The organism is Enterobacter sp. 725m/11 (genome assembly GCF_011683705.1).
In the GTDB taxonomy this organism is placed as follows: Bacteria; Pseudomonadota; Gammaproteobacteria; order Enterobacterales; family Enterobacteriaceae; genus Enterobacter; species Enterobacter bugandensis.
In genome coordinates, this window is sequence record NZ_JAAQOK010000028.1 from 48418 (window position 1) to 66640 (window position 18223).

At 57.0% G+C, this 18223-nt stretch carries 21 protein-coding genes; 14 read left to right on the forward strand and 7 right to left on the reverse strand.

What is annotated here, in order from left to right; genetic code table 11:
* Nucleotide 1 precedes the first annotated feature (1 nt).
* From HBA26_RS13695 to HBA26_RS13720, 6 genes are all read right to left on the reverse strand, one after another.
* Nucleotides 2-943 (reverse strand): ABC transporter permease, encoded by a 942-nt coding sequence (locus tag HBA26_RS13695; protein WP_028012068.1) that lies wholly within the window; start codon nucleotides 941-943, stop codon nucleotides 2-4.
* 18 nt (nucleotides 944-961) lie between these two features.
* Nucleotides 962-2476 carry an ABC transporter substrate-binding protein gene (locus tag HBA26_RS13700; protein ID WP_192979052.1) on the reverse strand — a complete coding sequence of 505 codons (1515 nt, stop codon included), beginning with the start codon at nucleotides 2474-2476 and terminating at the stop codon, nucleotides 962-964.
* Nucleotides 2477-2478: 2 nt separating this feature from the next.
* Complete coding sequence (locus tag HBA26_RS13705; RefSeq protein ID WP_126345152.1) at nucleotides 2479-3561, reverse strand: oligopeptide/dipeptide ABC transporter ATP-binding protein; 1083 nt, start codon at nucleotides 3559-3561, stop codon at nucleotides 2479-2481.
* Nucleotides 3558-4571 carry an ABC transporter ATP-binding protein gene (locus HBA26_RS13710; protein WP_047367562.1) on the reverse strand — a complete coding sequence of 338 codons (1014 nt, stop codon included), beginning with the start codon at nucleotides 4569-4571 and terminating at the stop codon, nucleotides 3558-3560. The genes HBA26_RS13705 and HBA26_RS13710 overlap by 4 nt, the downstream gene beginning before the upstream one ends.
* Nucleotides 4568-5287 (reverse strand): FadR/GntR family transcriptional regulator, encoded by a 720-nt coding sequence (locus HBA26_RS13715; protein WP_028012064.1) that lies wholly within the window; start codon nucleotides 5285-5287, stop codon nucleotides 4568-4570. Before HBA26_RS13715 ends, HBA26_RS13710 begins: the two co-directional genes overlap by 4 nt.
* A gap of 365 nt (nucleotides 5288-5652) precedes the next feature.
* Complete coding sequence (locus HBA26_RS13720) at nucleotides 5653-7482, reverse strand: glycosyl hydrolase family 18 protein (RefSeq protein ID WP_048960608.1); 1830 nt, start codon at nucleotides 7480-7482, stop codon at nucleotides 5653-5655.
* 316 nt (nucleotides 7483-7798) lie between these two features.
* Between HBA26_RS13720 and gspG the strand changes: the two genes are divergently transcribed.
* The 14 genes from gspG (at nucleotide 7799) to HBA26_RS13790 (ending at nucleotide 17778) form a co-directional block, all read left to right on the forward strand.
* Nucleotides 7799-8218: a type II secretion system major pseudopilin GspG gene (gspG, locus tag HBA26_RS13725; protein ID WP_045630682.1), complete on the forward strand. Its 420-nt coding sequence runs from the start codon at nucleotides 7799-7801 to the stop codon at nucleotides 8216-8218.
* A gap of 2 nt (nucleotides 8219-8220) precedes the next feature.
* A complete protein-coding gene (locus tag HBA26_RS13730) occupies nucleotides 8221-8685 on the forward strand; it encodes a lytic transglycosylase domain-containing protein (RefSeq protein WP_126345153.1) in 465 nt (154 codons plus the stop codon).
* Nucleotides 8682-9851 carry a type II secretion system F family protein gene (locus tag HBA26_RS13735; RefSeq protein ID WP_088205262.1) on the forward strand — a complete coding sequence of 390 codons (1170 nt, stop codon included), beginning with the start codon at nucleotides 8682-8684 and terminating at the stop codon, nucleotides 9849-9851. The genes HBA26_RS13730 and HBA26_RS13735 overlap by 4 nt, the downstream gene beginning before the upstream one ends.
* A complete protein-coding gene (locus HBA26_RS13740) occupies nucleotides 9851-11470 on the forward strand; it encodes a GspE/PulE family protein (protein ID WP_126345154.1) in 1620 nt (539 codons plus the stop codon). The genes HBA26_RS13735 and HBA26_RS13740 overlap by 1 nt, the downstream gene beginning before the upstream one ends.
* On the forward strand, nucleotides 11454-12170 hold the full coding sequence (locus HBA26_RS13745; protein WP_126345155.1) for a hypothetical protein: 717 nt from the start codon (nucleotides 11454-11456) through the stop codon (nucleotides 12168-12170). Before HBA26_RS13740 ends, HBA26_RS13745 begins: the two co-directional genes overlap by 17 nt.
* Nucleotides 12148-12663, forward strand: coding sequence for a hypothetical protein (locus HBA26_RS13750; RefSeq protein WP_047367557.1), 516 nt, complete (start codon nucleotides 12148-12150; stop codon nucleotides 12661-12663). The genes HBA26_RS13745 and HBA26_RS13750 overlap by 23 nt, the downstream gene beginning before the upstream one ends.
* The gene (locus HBA26_RS13755) at nucleotides 12647-13165 is read left to right on the forward strand and encodes a hypothetical protein (RefSeq protein ID WP_028012056.1); all 519 of its coding nucleotides are present in this window, start codon (nucleotides 12647-12649) and stop codon (nucleotides 13163-13165) included. Before HBA26_RS13750 ends, HBA26_RS13755 begins: the two co-directional genes overlap by 17 nt.
* A complete protein-coding gene (locus tag HBA26_RS13760) occupies nucleotides 13162-13674 on the forward strand; it encodes a hypothetical protein (RefSeq protein ID WP_028012055.1) in 513 nt (170 codons plus the stop codon). Before HBA26_RS13755 ends, HBA26_RS13760 begins: the two co-directional genes overlap by 4 nt.
* 92 nt (nucleotides 13675-13766) lie before the next feature.
* Entirely contained in the window at nucleotides 13767-15560 is a 1794-nt protein-coding gene (locus HBA26_RS13765; RefSeq protein WP_232948720.1) for a secretin N-terminal domain-containing protein, read from the forward strand.
* Nucleotides 15560-16036 (forward strand): type II secretion system protein, encoded by a 477-nt coding sequence (locus HBA26_RS13770; RefSeq protein WP_126345156.1) that lies wholly within the window; start codon nucleotides 15560-15562, stop codon nucleotides 16034-16036. Before HBA26_RS13765 ends, HBA26_RS13770 begins: the two co-directional genes overlap by 1 nt.
* A complete protein-coding gene (locus HBA26_RS13775; RefSeq protein WP_080339181.1) occupies nucleotides 16023-16385 on the forward strand; it encodes a prepilin-type N-terminal cleavage/methylation domain-containing protein in 363 nt (120 codons plus the stop codon). The genes HBA26_RS13770 and HBA26_RS13775 overlap by 14 nt, the downstream gene beginning before the upstream one ends.
* Nucleotides 16372-16860: a type II secretion system protein gene (locus HBA26_RS13780; RefSeq protein WP_047367555.1), complete on the forward strand. Its 489-nt coding sequence runs from the start codon at nucleotides 16372-16374 to the stop codon at nucleotides 16858-16860. Before HBA26_RS13775 ends, HBA26_RS13780 begins: the two co-directional genes overlap by 14 nt.
* A 291-nt stretch (nucleotides 16861-17151) precedes the next feature.
* Nucleotides 17152-17523 (forward strand): hypothetical protein, encoded by a 372-nt coding sequence (locus HBA26_RS13785; RefSeq protein ID WP_048960602.1) that lies wholly within the window; start codon nucleotides 17152-17154, stop codon nucleotides 17521-17523.
* Between the two features lie 69 nt (nucleotides 17524-17592).
* Nucleotides 17593-17778 carry a hypothetical protein gene (locus tag HBA26_RS13790; RefSeq protein WP_049137597.1) on the forward strand — a complete coding sequence of 62 codons (186 nt, stop codon included), beginning with the start codon at nucleotides 17593-17595 and terminating at the stop codon, nucleotides 17776-17778.
* 20 nt (nucleotides 17779-17798) lie between these two features.
* Here HBA26_RS13790 and HBA26_RS13795 read toward each other — a convergent pair whose 3' ends face one another.
* On the reverse strand, nucleotides 17799-18059 hold the full coding sequence (locus tag HBA26_RS13795) for a hypothetical protein (protein ID WP_049137435.1): 261 nt from the start codon (nucleotides 18057-18059) through the stop codon (nucleotides 17799-17801).
* Nucleotides 18060-18223 lie beyond the last annotated feature (164 nt).

The following is an 18223-nucleotide window of genomic DNA, read 5'->3' on the forward strand; positions in this document are numbered from 1 at the left end:
GTTAACCTCGCATTTTCGGGTTGATAAGGACATAAAGCACGTCGGCCAGCAGGTTGAGCAGCAGGAAGCCGATCGCCACGATCAGCACCACGCCCTGCACCACCGCGTAGTCACGGTTGAACACCGAGTCGACGATCATCTTGCCGAAGCCCGGAATGGTGAACACCTGCTCGGTCAGCACCGCGCCGCCCAGCAGCTCGCCGAACAGCAGCGTGGTGAGGGTGATCACCGGCACCAGCGCGTTGCGAAACGCGTGCTTTAGAATGACCGCCTTCGGCAGCAGCCCCTTGGCGCGTGCGGTACGGATATAATCCGCTTTCAGCACCGCAATCATCGACGCGCGGGTATGGCGCATCAGCGTCGCCGCCAACCCGGTTCCGAGCACGGACGCAGGCAGCAGCAGCGTGCGCAGGTTCTGAAGCGGATCTTCACTGAACGGCACGTAGCCGGACGCGGGCAGCCACTGCAGGTTCACCGAGAAGACCAGAATCAGCAGGATCCCCAGCCAGAAGTGGGGAATAGAGATCCCCGAGATCGCCACGAAGTTCGCCCCGTGATCGACCCAGCTGTTTTTGTTCACCGCCGCAAGGATCCCCATGCTGATGCCAAACACCAGCGCAATAATCATCGCCAGCAGCGACAGCTCCAGCGTAACCGGCAGCTTGCTGGCGATAAGCTCGGTCACCGGCTCATGCGTGCGCAAGGAGACGCCCAGATCGCCCTGCAGCGCCCGCGTCAGCCAGTGGAAATACTGAACCGGGATCGGCGCATCCAGGTTCAGCTCCGCGCGCAGCTGGGCGATCACCGCCGGATCGCGTTCCTCACCGGCCATCGCAATCAGCGGGTCGCCGGGCAGCAGCTTTTGCAGCCCGAACACCATCATGCTCACCAGCAATAGCGTCGGGACGGCCAGCAGCAGACGTTTGCAAATCAGTTCCAGCATGAGTTCTCCTCAGGACGTTTATTTCGCCAGCGTCAAACCCGCCAGACGCACGATGCCGTCCGGGTAAGGCTTAAAGCCCTGCACGCGCTTGTTCAGGCCAAAAATGCGCGGCTCGAAGTAGAGGTAGGCAATCGGCATATCGGTTTGCAGCTGCTTCACCACCTTGTCATACAGCGGCTGGCGGGCGGCCTGGTCGGTGCTCTGGCGCGCCTGCGTCAGCCACTCATCGACCTGCGCGTTGCTGTAACGGCCATCGTTAAGCGTGCCGTTGCTGTGGATAAAGCCGTAGATGCTGCCGTCCGGATCCGGGCGACCCGACCAGCCGGAGAAGCTCAGCTGATAATCACCGCTCTGCTGGCGATCCAGCAGCGTGGCAAATTCGGTCATCTGCAGGTTCAGCGTGAAGCCGGCCTCGGCGACCATCGCCTGCAATACCTGACCCACCTGCTGCGAGGTTGGGTTGTTCGGCACCAGCAGGTTGACGGTCAGCGGCGCGGTGACGCCTGCCGCTTTGAGCAGCGCTTTGGCTTTATCAACGTCGCGCGGCGGAACCGGCAGGTTGACGTGATAAGGGCTGACCGTCGAAAACGCCTGGTTGGCTGGCGTATACAGCCCTTCAAAGACCACCTGGTTTAACGCATCGCGGTCGATGGCCTGAGAAAACGCCTCGCGCACGCGGGCATCTTTGAACGGATCGTTCGCCGGGACCTTGCCGTTGTTAATATTGAAAGTGATCCCCTGATAGCCCAGGCCGGTGACCTTCGCCAGCGCCAGCTTGCTGTCGGCTTCGACGGTTTTGACGTCGCTGGCGGCGATGCCTTCGGTCAGATCAAGATCGCCCGCGCGCAGGTTCGCGAGGCGCACGGAGGCATCCGGGATCGGCAGATAGATAATTTTGTCGAAGTGGTAGGCGCCTTTGTTCCAGTAGTTGTCGAAGCGGGTCAGAACGATGCGGTCCTGCGACACGCGGCTGTCGAACTTGTACGGGCCGGAACAGACCGGATGGGCGGCAAAGTCAGGCTTTTTCGCGGCCTCGGGTGCCATCATCGCGCCCGCGCGGTCGGTAAGCTGCATCAGCAGCGCGGCGTCCGGCGTTTTCAGGTGCAGCGCTATCTGCATCGGGCCGGTGACCTCTACCGATTCCACGGAGGAGATCTCGCTTTTCCGCAGGGAGCCTTTGAGGGTCAGGGCGCGGTCGAGGTTGTATTTCGCGGCGGCGGCATCGAATTTCTCTCCGTCATGGAAGGTCACGCCTTCGCGCAGATCCATGGTCAGCGTTTTGCCGTCGGCGCTCCAGGCCCACGATTTCGCGAGACCTGGCACGACCTTCAGATGCTCGTCGACGTCCACCAGCCTGTCACACAGAGAGGCAAACACGAAGCGGCCATAGTAGGTGCGCGCCAGGTGCGGGTCGAGCATGTCCGGGTCTGCCCCCAGGCCGATTCGCAGCATGCTTTCAGAATGGGCGGGCAGCGCCGCGCCAAGCAACATAACACTTCCCAGTACGGTCAAAAGAGAATTACGCATTGTCATTATCATGAGTTCCTTGAAGGAAGGGAGGAGTGAGTGGCCGCGTGTTCAAACAGCGCGCGGCGGCGCAGAAAGGCTGCGGATGGCGGTGCGATCTGGATAACGCTGCGATCGCGGTTAATTTCCTGCCAGCGGTGGCAGGCAACCTGACGCTCGCCGTCGAGCACCTGATTAATCGGCTCGACCTGGCGGCATTCGTCGGTGACGTACGGGCAGCGGGTGTGGAAGCGACAGCCCGACGGCGGGTCAGCCGGGTTCGGCAGATCCCCCTGCAGCAGCGGCGCGTCGCGCTCAATACCCGGCTGCATCTGCGGCGCCGAGGCGATCAGCGCCTGGGTGTAAGGGTGCAGCGGTGCGTCAAAGATCTCGTCGACGGTGGCAAGCTCAACGATTTGCCCAAGATACATCACCGCCACGCGGTCGCTCATGTGGCGGATCACCGCCAGACCGTGGGCGACGATCACCATCGTCAGCCCCAGCTGGTGCTTCAGGCTCTCCAGCAGATTAACCACCTGCGCCTGCACCGATACATCCAGCGCGGAAACCGGCTCGTCGCCCAGCAGCAGCTTTGGCCCCGAAGCCAGCGCGCGCGCAATGCCGATACGCTGGCGCTGCCCGCCGGAAAACTCGTGCGGATAGCGCCCGGCCCAGGCGGCAGGCAGGCCAACGGTCTTGAGCAGCTCCGCGACGCGGTACTGACGATCCGCTTTCTTCATGTTCTGGTGCAGCCACAGCGGCTCACCGACGATCTGCTCCACCGTCATGCGCGGGTTCAGCGAGGCAAAAGGATCCTGAAAAATAATCTGCAGCTCGCGCCGGAGCTGGTTTAGACGGGCGCCTGTGGCGTGGGTAATCTCCTCCCCCTGATAAAACACGCGTCCTTCGCTGGCGGCCAGCAGACGCAGCAGCAGACGGCCGAGGGTGGATTTCCCGGAACCGGACTCGCCGACAATCGCCAGCGTTTCGCCCGGCATCACGGCAAGCGAAACGCGATCGACCGCCGTGACAAACCGGGCCGGGGAAAAGAGTTTTTTCGGACCGGGGAAAAGCTTGCTGAGGTCCCGGGCTTCAAGAATGGGCGTGGTCATGCGGTCTCTCCCAGGGCAATGTGGTGTTCGAGCGGCACGCGGAAGCAGGCGACCTGATGGCCCGCGCCGAGCGTGGTGAGCTGCGGTTTTTCATCATGACAGCGCGACTGCGCAAACGGGCAGCGCGTCGCGAAACGGCAGCCTTTCGGCATGGACTCCGGCAGCGGGACCGATCCGGGAATGGTGGAGAGCTGGCCTTTGCGTGCGCCCAGCGAAGGGATCGAGCCCATCAGGCCGATGGTGTACGGGTGCTGCGGGTCAGCGAATATTGCCTCAACGCTCCCCTGCTCCACCACCTGCCCGGCGTACATCACCGCCACCTGCTGGGCGACTTCGGCCACCACGCCCAAATCGTGGGTGATCATCAGCACCGCCGTGCCGGTTTCCTCTTTTAGAGTGTTCAGCAGGGTCAGGATTTGCGCCTGGATGGTGACGTCGAGCGCGGTGGTCGGTTCATCGGCAATCAGCAGTTTAGGGTGGTTGATCAGCGCCATGGCAATCATCACGCGCTGGCGCATGCCGCCGGAAAGCTGGTGCGGATACGCCTTGAGGCGCATCTCCGCCGCCGGGATCTGCACCTTTTCAAGGATCTGCAGCGCGACCTTCATCGCCTCCGGGCGCGTAACGTTCTGGTGACGCATGACCGCTTCACTGAGCTGATCGCCTAACGTGAAGGCCGGATTGAGCGAGGTCATCGGCTCCTGGAAAATCATCGCCAACTCGCTCCCGCGCAGGTCGGCATACTCCCGCGGCGAAAGCTTGCGCAGGTCGTGGCGGCGAAACTGCATCTCGCCGCTGACAATCTGCGCGCTGGCGGGCAGTAAACCCATCAGCGCCAGTGAGGTGATACTTTTCCCGCAGCCGGACTCCCCCACCAGCGCCAGCGTTTCGCCCGCTTTGACCGTCAGGGAAATGCCGTCCAGGACGCTGACCGGCGAGCCGGAAAACTTAACGTTGAGATTATTCAGCCGGAGTACAGGCGTGGAGTCCTTAAACGGGATCGTCGTCATAGCGTGAAATCGTCCTCAAGGTGGATCGCCTGAATCAGGGCGTTTTGCAGGCTGAGCAGGTGTTCGCGCATGGCGGCCGCTGCTTCATTAGGCTGGCGATGGATAATCGCGGACATGATCTTGTGATGGTGGTCGTTGTAGCTGTCGACACGTTCGGGCGTGCGGGCTAATTCACGCAGATGCTGCCAGCCGGGTTCGCGCCGCACGGCGTCAATGGCGTCAAACAGGCCGAGCATCAGGCGATTGCCCGCCGCCTCGGCAATGGCGCGGTGAAAGGCGCTATCCCAGAGTTCATTGAGATCGCGGTCATCCGGGCTGACCTTGTCGATGCGTTCCAGCATGCGCTGCATGAGCGCGAGGTTTTCCCTGGTGGCACGCAGTGCCGCAAGCCGGGCTAAGCCGGGTTCGATCTGTATACGAGCTTCCATCACTTCCAGCAGATTGGTCTGCTGAACCAATCCCTGAAGGGCCAGCGGTTCAACAGGGGCAGCCGGACCAATAAAGGTGCCTTTGCCCTGTTTACGCCAGATCCGCCCTTCTTCTTCCAGCACGTCCAGCGCGCGACGCACTTCGCGTCGTCCTACGCCGAGTGTTTCCGACAGCTCACGTTCCGTGGGCAGCGGAGTGCCTGGTGTTGACTCATGCTGGTTGATTAGCCCGCGCAGTTGCTCAAGTGCGGTGCTGGAATTGGCCAGAAACCGTGACGGTTTTTCCATATTGGTTCGCTCACTATCATCGTTATTTTCTTTTTATGAACGATAAGTTATTGATATGGCGTGCTACTTATCGTGCTAATGATTAAGCAATAAACGAACCAATTTTTTAATGGTTCAAAAGAGATTTAAAAAAGCGGTAGTAAATGAAGGGGTTACAGCAACGTATTGTTACAGATGCAAGCGGCATCCTGAGACGATAAAGGCCAGAAAAGAACATGAAACGCACAAAGACAGTGCAAATATTGCACTACAATAGTGCTATTGTTAATTTTTTGCACTATAAATGATAACAATAAGTTAACAAAAAGTAATAAATAAGGCGTGCTTACGCCTGAAAATGGCCCCCTTGCGAGGGCCGCGAAAGATTAAGGAACAGGCTGCCAAAGCGTCGCAGCCGCAGTCGGCGCCCAGTCGGACTGAGACGTATGCCCCTGCACGCAGCGATACTGTGTGCCGTTATACGTGACAATTTCTCCAGTCTTATAGCGCGTACCGACTTTCCACTCGCCTTCCGGCTCAGGCGTTACAGACCCCTCTTTCGTCGTGGCTTTAAGCGGTGTACTGGCGAGAGACTGATGACCTTTGGCATTTTCGGCGATCACCTGGTAGCTGTAGGTTGTTCCCGCGCGCAGGCCGCTGTCGAAGATCTGCGTTCCGCTTACGGTGAGTAACTCCGCCCCATCGCGTAGTACGTGGTATTTCACCGCGTTGTCTACCGCATTCCATTTCACCGTCAGGCTGTTTTCCGTCGAAGAAACCAGTGCCAGGCCGCCTGGCGCGTCAGGACGTCCCTCTTCGACCTGTACGGTTTCTACCTTAACCACGTTGCTGCTTTCAGAGATATTGTTCGCTGCATCACGTGCTTTCACGCTGTAGTGGTACACCACACCGCCGGTCTCAACCGCATTATCGGTCCACTGGGTGTCCGTTGAAGACCCGACTTTGATGTCATTACGGTAGATGTCATATCCCACTACGCCACGGTCATCGGTGGAGGGCTGCCAGGCAAGGGTGATAGTCAAGCCATTGTTCAGCACCTTCAGTCCTGCTGGCGCAGTTGGCGCGACGGTATCCTGCGGGCGTTCAGGCGACATCAGGTCCGCGCGCTCTTTCATTTCATTGAAATAGTCAACCTGCTGCGGGATGGACAGCTGCTGATCGTTTGAACCCAACGTCCAGATAAAGAACCCACCATAGCCGTTTTCCGCCTGCCAGCCCGCACGGTTTACGTTGTTCTGTCGGTTCTCAACAAAGCGACCTTCTGGCCCCCACTGGGAGTTGATGGTCTGACCGAGAACGATTTTGCTCTTATCACCCACCGCCCGGGCGTAGTTAGCCATCGCCACGTCATATTTAAAGCGTGGGCCGGCGTCATAGGCCATGACGTTGAAGAAATCGAAAACGTTTTTCCCCTGCGTCAGCAGCGGCAGAACTTCGCCATGGTGTGAAGAGCGAGCCGCCTCAACGAAGGAACAATTCTCGGTTACCGCGCTGTTGGTGCAGTTCTCCGGGTCAGCACCGACGTGATAGGTGGTCAGGCTCAGCAGCTTTTTGCTGCCAGACGCATTGAGCTTGCTACGAACCCGTTCAGCCAGATCCAGCAGGTTTGCATTTTCCTCTGGCGTGACGCGATCGGGCTTTTCAAAGTCAAAATCGATGCCGTCAAGCTGAACGGTACCCGCCTTCTGGTAGTTCGCCATATTACATTTGCCTTGCCAGTCGGCGCTCAGGCATTCCCCAACCATCTCTTCCGGCTTCAGGTTCTTTTTATATACCGGGAAGTTGGTATTCAGCAGATTCACCAGATTCTGCGCCAGCGTTTCTCGCGTTTGCGCGTTATTCAGATAAGACCACATCGCGGAGTACGTCTCGCCGCCGAGCGCCAGCATCATTTTTTTCTCCGGGTGCGCCAGCTTCAGCTGACTCCACACGACATAGGCTGGCGCATTAATATACCAGGGATCATATTGTGGTACTGCAACAATATTATCGGAACTGGACAGCTTACCGCTTGCATCCCAGCCACCAAATGAAAGCAGGAACGTATCCGCTTTCACCTCTTTCATATCCTCAACGGACTCGACCGGAACGCCCCAGGAGGTCAGATAGGTGACCGCTCGTGGTGCCTGCGCCGCGAAAGCCGACTGCGCCATTAGTGCGCTACCAATTAACAGAGATAATGTAAGTTTTTTCATCAAAGTTCCTTATTGCTTTGTGATGATAGTCCTGTGGATTACCTCGCAAATTGTCTTTTTTTTTAGCGCCGAGATCGTTGGGGATAATAGAGTGGTGAATCAGGAAACCCTCCGCATTAAATAAGAAATATCTCTCGCATTTATAATAAATACTTCAACGACAGCGCGGGAGAATTCTCGCATCCTGTAAGACGCTTCTTTATTTAATTTTCCCATCTTCACCAATTAAAAAAGATGGCATACCTGTGTTCCCGCTCTTTTATCAGGGAAAATTCAGGAATTAATCACAACTATTATCCAACTAGGGACGCTCTCAATGAAATATGCAACAAACGTGATGCGAAAACAGGGTGGTTTCACCCTGCTTGAACTGCTGGTCGTGCTGATGATTATTGCGCTGCTGGCAGGATTTGTCGGGCCAAAAGTCTTCTCAAATGTCGACTCGGCTAAGGAGAAAACCGCCATGCGCCAGATGCGCTCGCTTGCTGAGGCACTCGGGCAATATCGCCTCGACACCGGCAGTTATCCAACTGAAACACAAGGTCTGAAAGCGCTGACTGAAAAGCCTTCCAACGCGCAAAACTGGAATGGCCCTTATCTTAGCCAGCATGTGCCGTTAGACCCCTGGGGCAATCCGTACCAGTGGCATAACCCCGCCCGGACAAAAGACGCCATTAATGAAGTCGAAATTACCTCCGGCGGTAAAGACGGTAAGCCTGTCACTTACGGGTTCTGAATATGCTGCGCCTGCCCTTATATTCGCTGTTTATCTTCAGCGTATTTTCCTGCCGGGCCGATTGCTGGCAGCTGGCGGGAGAGCGTTACGGCATTGAGCCAGAGCTATTACAGGCGATAGCGATAGTGGAATCCAACGGTAATACCCGGGCCATCAACAAAAATCGTGATGGCTCAATGGATGTCGGTCTGATGCAGATCAATAGCATTCACTTCGATGCGCTGCGTAAATTTCGTATTAGTCAAAAAGATCTGCTAACCGACCCTTGCCAAAGTGTCATGACCGGCGCCTGGATCCTGGCAGGTCAAATCCAGCGCTTTGGTTATACCTGGGACGCGGTGGGGGCGTATAACGCCGGAACGGCAAATACCCCCCAGCGCCGCGCGCTTCGTCAACAATACATAAAAAAAGTGGCTCCGCATTATGCCCGCCTTAAAAGGCAGAGCCATACACTGTCGCCAAAATGAAACCATATACCGTCACCATCCTCCAGGGGGGGAAACGCGTCAATCAGACTGTACTTGCCGCGTCGCCTGATGATGCCAGCGCCCGCATTATTGCCGCCGGCGGCATCGTTTTGCAGGTACAGGAACGCCCCGCCCGCAAGGAGAAACGCTTTCCACTGAATCTGTTCTTGCAGGAGCTTATCGCTCTGCTGGAAGCCGGGCTGGTCGTGGTCGAGGCCGTCGAAGCACTGCGCGAAAGCAGCCGCGACGGCGGCACCTCGCTGGTTCTGGATACGCTGGTTAAAAAGCTCTACGAAGGAGCGCAACTCTCCCAGGCGATGATGGCGCTACCAGCACTGTTTCCGCCTCTGCTGATTAACACCGTTGCCTCTTCTGAGCAAACCGGACACTTACCCGAAGCGCTAAAGCGTTTTCAGTTTTACGAATCAAGAATGGAAATTCTGCGCAAGCGGATTAAATCAACCCTGCTCTATCCGACGATTGTCATTGCCGCTGGCGGGATAATTCTGTTCTTTCTGCTCGGCTTTATTATTCCGCGTTTTTCCGTGGTGTTTGACGGGATGAAGAACCCGTCCGCCAGCGCACAGCTTATCCTCTGGTGGGGACGCCTGACGCAAACCCATGGCTCGCTGCTGCTGGCCGGTTGCGCGGCAGCGGTCGCAGGCATCGTGATGGCGGTGCGCAGCCCGCGCCTGCGCCAGCGCGCGCTCGGTTTGTTGCTGCGCATTCCCGCCTTACGCCAGCAGCACCAGCTTTCTGTGCTGGTGCGTTTTTACCGCACGCTGGGCCTGCTGTTACAGGGCGGCCTTCCCGCGCCAGATGCGTTAATGCTGAGCCGGGAGATCCTGCCCGCCACGCATCGTCAGCAGGTTGAACAGGTTATCCGCGACGTCGCCGCCGGCGAGTCGCTCTCCCGCATGCTGGAAGCCCAGCAGATGACGACTCCTGTCGCCAGCCGCCTGCTGCAGGTCGGCGAGCGCAGCGGCGAACTGCCTGCCATGTGCGAGCGGATCGCCGCTTTTTATGACGAATCGCTGGAACGCGCGATTGAAACCTTTAGCAAAATTTTTGAACCGATTCTGATGATGGTCGTTGGCGGCATCGTTGGGCTCGTCGTGTTTTTACTGTACATGCCCATTTTTGAACTGGCAGGAGGATTGCAATAATGTCTCACTCACCGTCTGTAGAACCCCTTTTCGACCTGCCAGACGAGCAGCGCTGTCAGGCGCTGGCGGAACTGCTGGACAGTTTCCCCGGCGCGTTAGAAGAAGCCGCCGGTTCCCTGGGGCTCACGCCGCTCTCACCCACACAGCTCGCCGACAGCGAAGAGGATTTCGAAGCCGTGCCGCTGACCGAATCGCTCAGCCAGCGAGCATTGCCGCTGCGCGTTAACGGTCAGCTCCACGTTGCGCTGGGCGATCCGTTTTCACTGGCACTGCGCCAGTGGGCTTATAACGTGAATGCGCTCCCCGCGCTCGCCCCGCTCTCTCAGCTTAATGCCCGCCTTGATGAACTGGCAAAACAGCAGCGCACGCTCGATCAGCTGGAGCAGCAGCAGAGTGAAGAGAATAAAGAGGCCCGGTGGCTGGAGATCACCCCAGCAGCCATCGCCAGTGAACCCCACGCCGTCATTAAGCTGGTTAACGCCACGCTGTTTGATGCCCTGCAGAGCCGCGCCAGCGATATTCATCTTTGTGCCGTCGCGGATGGGTTGATGGTGAAGTACCGCATTGATGGCGTCCTGCACAGCATTCGCCACTGCGCCGGACTTCAGCAGGCGGAGCAGGTGATCTCCCGTCTCAAGGTATTAAGCTGCATGGACATTTCCGAACGACGCACGCCTCAGGACGGGCGCTTTAAGGCGTTGATTCTCCAGCGTCCCGTCGATTTTCGCGTGTCCATCATGCCGGGCGTCTATGGCGAGGATGCCGTACTGCGCGTGCTGGATAAATCTCACGATCAAAACCTGCGCCTGGAGACGCTCGGCTTTGATGAGCACACGCTGGGTGCGATTCGCCAGTTAACCCATCTGCCCCACGGTATGGTGCTCGTCACCGGGCCAACGGGGAGCGGGAAATCCACCACCCTCTATTCAGCACTCAGCGAACTCAATAGCGGTGAATGCAAAATTATCACCATTGAAGATCCCGTGGAGTACCAGCTCAACAGCGTGCTGCAAATTCCGGTCAACGATAAAAAAGGGCTCACCTTCGCCCGCGGCCTGCGCGCCATTTTGCGTCACGACCCGGACATCATCCTGGTGGGTGAGATCCGCGACGGTGAAACCGCCGGCATTGCCGTGCAGGCGGCGCTCACCGGCCACGTGGTGCTCTCCTCGGTTCACGCCAATGACGTCTTTAGCGTACTGGAACGTTTTTTATATATGCAGGTGGAGCCCGCCAGCCTGATCACCGCCCTTAACGGCGTCGTGGCGCAGCGGCTGGTGCGCCAGATTTGCCCGGACTGTATTGATGACACCACGCCCTCAGATGACCTTCTCGCGGCGTGGCAATCCGGACCGCTGCAGCAGCTCACGCCCTGCTGGCGTCGAGGGCGAGGCTGCGATACCTGCCGCGACAGCGGTTTTCGCGGCAGGCTGGCGCTGGCGGAAGTGCTGCATTTCAGCGATGCGATGAAAGAGGCAATGCTGGCGCGATCGCCCCGGCGCAAGCTAAAGGAAGTGGCGCTGAATGACGGTTTTGTTCCGCTCTCGACCATCGCGCTGCGCGCCGTGGTCGAAGGCAAAACCACCTGGGAGGAGGTGAACCGTGTTATCACTCACTAACACCTGGCAGTGCGACATCTGGCCTCATGCCGTGCGGTTGCGCCGCAACAACGTGGTTCTCGCCACCCATGAACGCCGGCCAGATGAGTCTCTTGAAGCCGCGCTCGAAACGCTGCTGCGCCTGCGCCCTTCCGTCTTACCGTGGCGTGATGCGGTGGAGTTTCACCTCGATACCGACGATCTGACGTTTTTAATTCAGCCCTGGCATGACGGCGTGACCACACCGCAGGAACTGCTCCAGCTCGCCCGACAGCAGGCTGTTCTTCGCGCGAGTCCGCCCGTCGACTGGCAGGTGCGCTTCGAGACCCTTAACTGGCAGCAGTCAGCGCTGGCCGCGTGCCTGAAGCAACCATGCTGGCACCTGCTTGTCGCGCTGGCGCGTCGGGAGCGGCTGCGGTTTCGCGGTGTTGTCACGCCGTTTCAAAAGCTGTTTAGCCACTTCGCCCGCGCCCTGCCGGAAAACGGCCTGTTTGTGGCGATGAGCCCCCACCATAGCCGGATTGCCAGCCGTCAGCACCACAGCTGGCGCGACGTCTGGACACTCACCCTGCCACAGCAGGAGATGGACGCCCAGCTGCGGGTTATCGCCCGGCTAAGCGGAATGCAGGACTGTCCTGGCTACGTCATTCATACCGACGGTGAGCATCACCAGGAAGTCGCGCTACAGGAGAGTCCTCATGACGCCGCTGTTTACGCGTAGTTCCCCGTGGGCCGCACGCACGCTGCTGTTAACCGGACTCCTCTGCTTACCGCTCACCGGTGCCGTGATGTATGGCCTGTTTGAGCACCAGCGCCTTGAGCTGGAGACGTCGCAGGTACAGCAGCAGCTCGCCCAACGGCAGCAGGTGCTGCGCAAGCTGCGTGAAGCGGAGCAGCGCCGGTTGCGCCAGGCTCAGCAACTGCAGGCCGTCCCGCCGGCCATCAAGCTGCTGGACAACATCGGCAGCGTACTGACGCCTGATATTGCGCTCCTGAATATTGACGTCATTGCCAGTAAAGGCGATGCGCGGCTTACGGTGAATGCAGGCAATCTTGACGCCCTGCTCGCCTTTAGCGAGCGGCTACAGCAGTTGCCGGCGCATGTGGTGCTTGAGAACCATCGCCAGTCGGCGCAGGGCGATCCTGCCTGGCCGATTAACGCGGTACTCGACGTCAAGGTGACGACGGAGGCGCACCATGCGGCTTCAGAATAAACCCGCCGTGCTGCGCTGGCAGGCGGCGTTATTTGCCGGGCGCATCGGAACGGTTCCGCTCGTGCTCGCCGGGCTGCCCGCAGGACTGCTGCTGTTATGGCTTGGCGGCGTGCGGCCGCATACCATCCATTTGCAGGAGAACCTTGCCCGGATCCAGGCGCAGCTACAAACCGCGCTGCCGCTGGATAAACAGCAGCCGGAACTGCAAAGCCGCATCAGCCTCGGAGAATATCAGCAGGTCAGGCTCATTTTTGAGCAGTTCAGGAGCCGAGGAATGAAGGTCGACGCCAGCCGCTATCAGCTGGAAAACGACGACGGCAAAACCGCGCTACGGCTGGATATTCCGCTGCGCGGTGAATATCTGCCGCTGATGGACGCCCTGGAAACGCTCAGCCGCACTTTGCCGTTACGCATTGAGCAGCTAAGCCTGCGGCGCGCCGGGCCATCGGAAAGCCAGCTCAGCGCCACCGTGCAGCTTCGCCTGTTGAAGGAGTCGCCATGAAACTGCCGCGCTATTTACAGCTGGCGCTGGTGCTGACCGCCGGTGCTGTTTTCTGGAGCCAGTTTGCCGATGACGAGATATCGCAAGCGCCGCTTGAGGCGCAGCCGGTCTCACGCCCGCGCCCCGCGCCAGCAAAGCCGGAGACGGCTCACGCAACGCGCATCGATCTCTTTTCAACGCCACATAGCAGGGCACAAGACGCAGCAGAAAAGCCGCCGGAAAACGATCGGCCTGAAGAGGCGACACCAACCGCACCGCCACTACCGCTTCAGCTCCTCGGTGCCTGGTGGGAAAACCGTCAAAGGATCGTTGTGCTGACGGATGGCAAAGAGACCTGGCCGGTCTGCGAGCGCTGCAGGGCGGACGGCAGGATCTGGATCGGCAGTTCGCCGGTCAACAACTGGATTTTAAAAGCGGTGGCGAACGACCACCTCCTGTTTGAATGGCAGCCCACCCATAGCCAGCAGCGGCTGGAACTGGATGAGCTGCAATCGGAACCGACACATTAATCATGAAAAAAACTATTGCTCTCACTTTTTTGTTGTCATGCGCGCTACTGAGCGGCTGTGCACAACGTGCGGCGCCTCCGGTCCGGGAATCAGTGACCGCCTCGCCGCAGGTGCTGGTTAAGCGGCTTAAGGAGATAGACCAACAGCGCATCGCCAGCCCACAGGATATTGCGCTTCGCGCCGAGCAGGCTGACATCAGCAAAAAGCTGGTCAATGACTACCTGAAAAATGCCGATCTCGCGGTGCGTCAGAACAATTACACCCTGGCGACGCAAATGTGGCGCGATGCGCTTACCTATGAGCCCGGCAACCTGCGCGCCCTGCAGGGCTTACGCAAACTCGATGCCCGTAGAGCGCTGGACGCATTGTATAAGGAGGCAGTGGCTAACAGCACCCGCGACCCGGCACGCGCGCTGCACAAAATCCAGCAGGTACTGGAAGAAGATCCCAACTGGCCCCAGGCGCGCGCGCTGCGCGATCACCTGATGCGTGAGGTGTCGCGGATCAACCAGCCGGAGCAGCGTCTGAACCGGGAACTGCAAAAAACGATAGCGCTTAATTTTCGCGAGCACAGCCTGATGGCCATCTTTAACACCATCAGCCAGATGACCGGGGTCAATATCATTTTTGACAAAGATATTTCCTCCAGCACAACCGGCAGCCTGATAGCCAAACGCACCACTGCGGAAGATGCTATCAACGTGCTGCTGTTGTCGAATAACCTGCGGAAGAAGGTGCTGAACAGCAATACATTGCTGATCTACCCCGCCACCGCGCAAAAAGAGAAGATCTATCGCGACGTGGTCGTCAAAACCATCTTCCTGGGTTATGCGAAAGCAAAAGAGGTCAACGTCGCCCTGCGCAATATGGTCAAGCTGAAGGATGTGCACGTTGATGAGCGAACCAACTCCGTCACCCTGCGCGGGCCAAAAGAGAACGTGGAAAAAGCGGAGCGCCTGTTAGTGACGCTCGACCGGCCTGAAGCGGAGGTCACGCTGGCCGTTGAAGTGCTGGAAGTAAACACCAACGATCTCGAAGCGCTTGGCGTGAAGCTGCCGCAAACCATCAGTGCGGGTTTTGCGAAAAGTAAAGAAGGTGATTTAAAGGGAAGCGGGATCCCGCTGGGCGACCTGAGCGCCAAAAATATCATGGTCGATATCGACAATATGACCATTGACATGAAAAAGGTGTTGAGCAACGCCAGAGTGCTGGCCAACCCGCGGATCCGGGTGAAAAACAATAAAAAAGCGCTGGTTGATATTGGTCAAACGATCCCGGTACTGACCACAACCGTCAATGACGGGATTTCGCAACAGAAAGTGGATTATCAGGACGTCGGCCTGAAGCTGGAAGTCACCCCGGAAGTCAGTATGGATGACAATATCTCAATGGAGGTGAAGTTCACGCTCAGTGCCCTGGGCGCCGAAGAACCCGGTGAGAACGGAGCAAAGTATTACCGCACCACGAAACGCGAAGCCAATACCACGCTCAGCAGTATGAACGGCGAGACCCAGATGCTGGCAGGGCTGATCAAGCAGGATGAAACCACGACCCAAAAAGGAACGCCGTTATTAAGTGACATCCCGGGGCTGGGCCGCCTGTTTAGCAGCAATTCCGACAACAAAGAGCGCACGGAGGTGGTGCTGTTAATTACGCCGACTATTGAGCGCAACCTCGATTTACCGGGAAGCCACGTCAGTACCATTGAGATGGGCAGCGACGATTTAACGGGCGACAGCATTCAACTGCGCGACCTGCAGCGCGACGAGCCGGGAAGCGGGTTTACCGCACCGGCGCTAGCGCCGCCGGCCCATTTCCCTGACCGGGCGGCCACGCTGCCGCCACCGATCCTCGATGAGTCAGAGACGGAAAACGGAGCATCTTAATGCAGCGCCAGCACGGTTTTACCTTGATTGAGATGATCGTCACGCTGGCGCTACTCGCCACGCTTGCCGCTGCCGCTGCGCCGCTGATGCGTAACTACCATCAGCGGCAGCAGGAGACGCAGTTACGTGAGTCGCTGCGCACGCTACGCGATGCCATTGACCGTTATCACCAGGCAAGCGTGGACGGCATAATTGAGAAAAAAACCAGCGAATCGGGATATCCGCCGACACTAAAAAGCCTGGTGGAAGGCGTCCGGGATAAGACATCGCCCACTGGCGCGATGATCTACTTCCTGCGCCATATACCGCGCGATCCGATGTGCGATTGCGAGGGAAAAAATGATGAAGAGACCTGGCGGTTACGCGCATCCACGCAGCCACCCGGCGATTTCAGCGGCGGAGGGAAAGACGTGTTTGATGTCAGTAGTACCAGTACGGCCAGCGGTCTGAATGGAGTGCCCTATGCGCAATGGTGAAAAAGGTTTTACGCTCATCGAGCTGCTGGTGGTGATGGCGATCATCGCGACATTGATGACCCTGGTCGCTCCACGTTTTTTCCAGCACGCGGACAGAGCTAAAGAGGTGGTGCGCGAGCATAACCTGCATGCGCTGCGCAGCGCGATCGATCACTACCGCCGCGATCGTCTGGCGGGGCCATACAGCCTGGAGGATCTGATCGAGGCCGGTTATCTGCGCCAGATGCCGCTGGATCCCATCACCAACCGCCGCGATATCTGGGAGGCGAAGACCGATGACGAAGGGCAAATTATTGACGTCGAGACGCCACCTAAACCCGGTCAGGATCATCGCGATGCGTTCGATTAAACAACAGGGAGGTTTTACCTATCTGCTGCTGCTGATTGCGCTCTCCACGCTGGCGTTGTCGCTGCTGAAAAGCCGCGATGAGGTGGAGATGCGTTATCAGGCGCAGCAGGAGGCTGAGCTTTTATTTCGCGGCGAACAAATCCGCGCGGCGATACAGGCCTACCGCGGCAACGGTGATGGCTGTTTTCCCGTGCGTTTCGAACAGCTGCTTATTGATAAACGCGGGCGAAAACCGCTTTATCACCTGCGCCAGCACTACGCCGACCCGCTAACCGGGAGTAAAAACTGGGGGATGATCCTCGATCCTCAGGGGCGCTGGATTGGCGTGCGCAGTCTCGGAAAAGGTACGCCACGGAAAAAAGTCGGCTTTCGTCACGATCCAAAACAGTTTGCCAAAGCGAAAACGTATTACGACTGGAAATTTCAGGTAGAGAGCGATCCGCAGGCCCCGCTGCCTGCGGCCTGTGGTCGCTAATGCAACGACTGTCTTTGTCATGAAAAAATCCTCTTTGAGAAAAATAAAAACAACAAGTTTACGCAACAGTGACCATATCTTAATGCTTCAGACCGTAAAACATACCACCAGATAAAATCATCGTTTATTTATTTTTAACTCATAGATACAGAGAAGATTCTTATTAATCAGAAGACCAGCACCGTCTTATTTTATTCTGAGGAATGAATATACTGCCTTGCCACTATTCAGGCAGGAATAGTAGGCTTAATAGCCATCTCATATATTTTACCATGATGAGCGAGACATAAGATGGAACCATCAATTAAACAGACTCATGAAAAAATTCGGGTTTGCGTGCGAACAAACTCTTTTTTATTCGAAAAAGGGCTTGAAGAAATAGCGCGATTTTATTTTATCGCCAGAGATAAAATACTGTGCATTATCGATGCTGACACGTTTGGCACGAAGACGCATCTGGTGAAGTATCTGGAGTTCATCAGAAGAATTAAACCCGACATGCTTGTTTTGATCACGGGTCATCACACCCGAAGCGAGCAGCACGCATGGTATGTAAGAGCAAATGAATCCCTGTCGGGCTGGTGCGAAACCATTGATGCCATGAACTTTATGCGACCCAATCTCGACAGCGTTATCGATTTTTACAGAAGGCAACATGACTGAAAATCTTTTGCAAACGGAGGACTAGACGTGAAGTTAAGTTTTTGTATCAGGACGAATGTTTTGGCTAAAATGGCCGATGTCACCGAGGCTGAATTAGTGTATGCGCTCATGACGACGGGTGAGCTGTTCGGGGTGAAAATACCGGCACCGTTACCGGGCAGGCATAATGCCAAAACGCGTAGCTTTGATTACAAAGAAGCACTGGATTTTGCTGAAGAAGTGAAAATATCCCGAGACAGTAAAAGGCAGATCTGAAAACGTAATAAGTCCATCCCTTAATCAAGTGATACCTCAATCCATTCCTTATATTTACAGCAGCACTGCCCGGATGACTTAGCGTTTTCCTTCAACATTGATAGCGCGATACATATGACTTCAGCGTACAAGCAATCATTAATACTCCGGGCATACTCAAGTTTTTTACCCAGATAATAACTAAGCGAAACATGATCAATATTAATCCCCTGCAAGGATAATTGCGTGGCGGCATCGCCAATGAGTATTGATGCTTGCTTTTCAGGATAGACATTATTCATGAATTTTAGCCCTGCACTTTGTAAAATATTCGACAGGTAGAGTTCAGGGGGCTTATGCCCCCTTGTTTACAAAAACATCTCAGAATGAATTAACGTGTTTACCAATCACAGCTACTTAAGCCCGTATTTTTAAACGTTTTTGATTCCGTCTTTCCTCTGATACC

Coding starts and splice junctions, on each gene's coding strand:
- HBA26_RS13695 (WP_028012068.1), bottom strand. CDS start 943: ATGCTGGAACTGATTTGCAAACGTCTGCTGCTGGCCGTCCCGACGCTA.
- HBA26_RS13700 (WP_192979052.1), bottom strand. CDS start 2,476: ATGACAATGCGTAATTCTCTTTTGACCGTACTGGGAAGTGTTATGTTG.
- HBA26_RS13705 (WP_126345152.1), bottom strand. CDS start 3,561: ATGACCACGCCCATTCTTGAAGCCCGGGACCTCAGCAAGCTTTTCCCC.
- HBA26_RS13710 (WP_047367562.1), bottom strand. CDS start 4,571: ATGACGACGATCCCGTTTAAGGACTCCACGCCTGTACTCCGGCTGAAT.
- HBA26_RS13715 (WP_028012064.1), bottom strand. CDS start 5,287: ATGGAAAAACCGTCACGGTTTCTGGCCAATTCCAGCACCGCACTTGAG.
- HBA26_RS13720 (WP_048960608.1), bottom strand. CDS start 7,482: ATGAAAAAACTTACATTATCTCTGTTAATTGGTAGCGCACTAATGGCG.
- gspG (WP_045630682.1), top strand. CDS start 7,799: ATGAAATATGCAACAAACGTGATGCGAAAACAGGGTGGTTTCACCCTG.
- HBA26_RS13730 (WP_126345153.1), top strand. CDS start 8,221: ATGCTGCGCCTGCCCTTATATTCGCTGTTTATCTTCAGCGTATTTTCC.
- HBA26_RS13735 (WP_088205262.1), top strand. CDS start 8,682: ATGAAACCATATACCGTCACCATCCTCCAGGGGGGGAAACGCGTCAAT.
- HBA26_RS13740 (WP_126345154.1), top strand. CDS start 9,851: ATGTCTCACTCACCGTCTGTAGAACCCCTTTTCGACCTGCCAGACGAG.
- HBA26_RS13750 (WP_047367557.1), top strand. CDS start 12,148: ATGACGCCGCTGTTTACGCGTAGTTCCCCGTGGGCCGCACGCACGCTG.
- HBA26_RS13755 (WP_028012056.1), top strand. CDS start 12,647: ATGCGGCTTCAGAATAAACCCGCCGTGCTGCGCTGGCAGGCGGCGTTA.
- HBA26_RS13760 (WP_028012055.1), top strand. CDS start 13,162: ATGAAACTGCCGCGCTATTTACAGCTGGCGCTGGTGCTGACCGCCGGT.
- HBA26_RS13770 (WP_126345156.1), top strand. CDS start 15,560: ATGCAGCGCCAGCACGGTTTTACCTTGATTGAGATGATCGTCACGCTG.
- HBA26_RS13775 (WP_080339181.1), top strand. CDS start 16,023: ATGCGCAATGGTGAAAAAGGTTTTACGCTCATCGAGCTGCTGGTGGTG.
- HBA26_RS13780 (WP_047367555.1), top strand. CDS start 16,372: ATGCGTTCGATTAAACAACAGGGAGGTTTTACCTATCTGCTGCTGCTG.
- HBA26_RS13785 (WP_048960602.1), top strand. CDS start 17,152: ATGGAACCATCAATTAAACAGACTCATGAAAAAATTCGGGTTTGCGTG.
- HBA26_RS13790 (WP_049137597.1), top strand. CDS start 17,593: ATGGCCGATGTCACCGAGGCTGAATTAGTGTATGCGCTCATGACGACG.
- HBA26_RS13795 (WP_049137435.1), bottom strand. CDS start 18,059: ATGAATAATGTCTATCCTGAAAAGCAAGCATCAATACTCATTGGCGAT.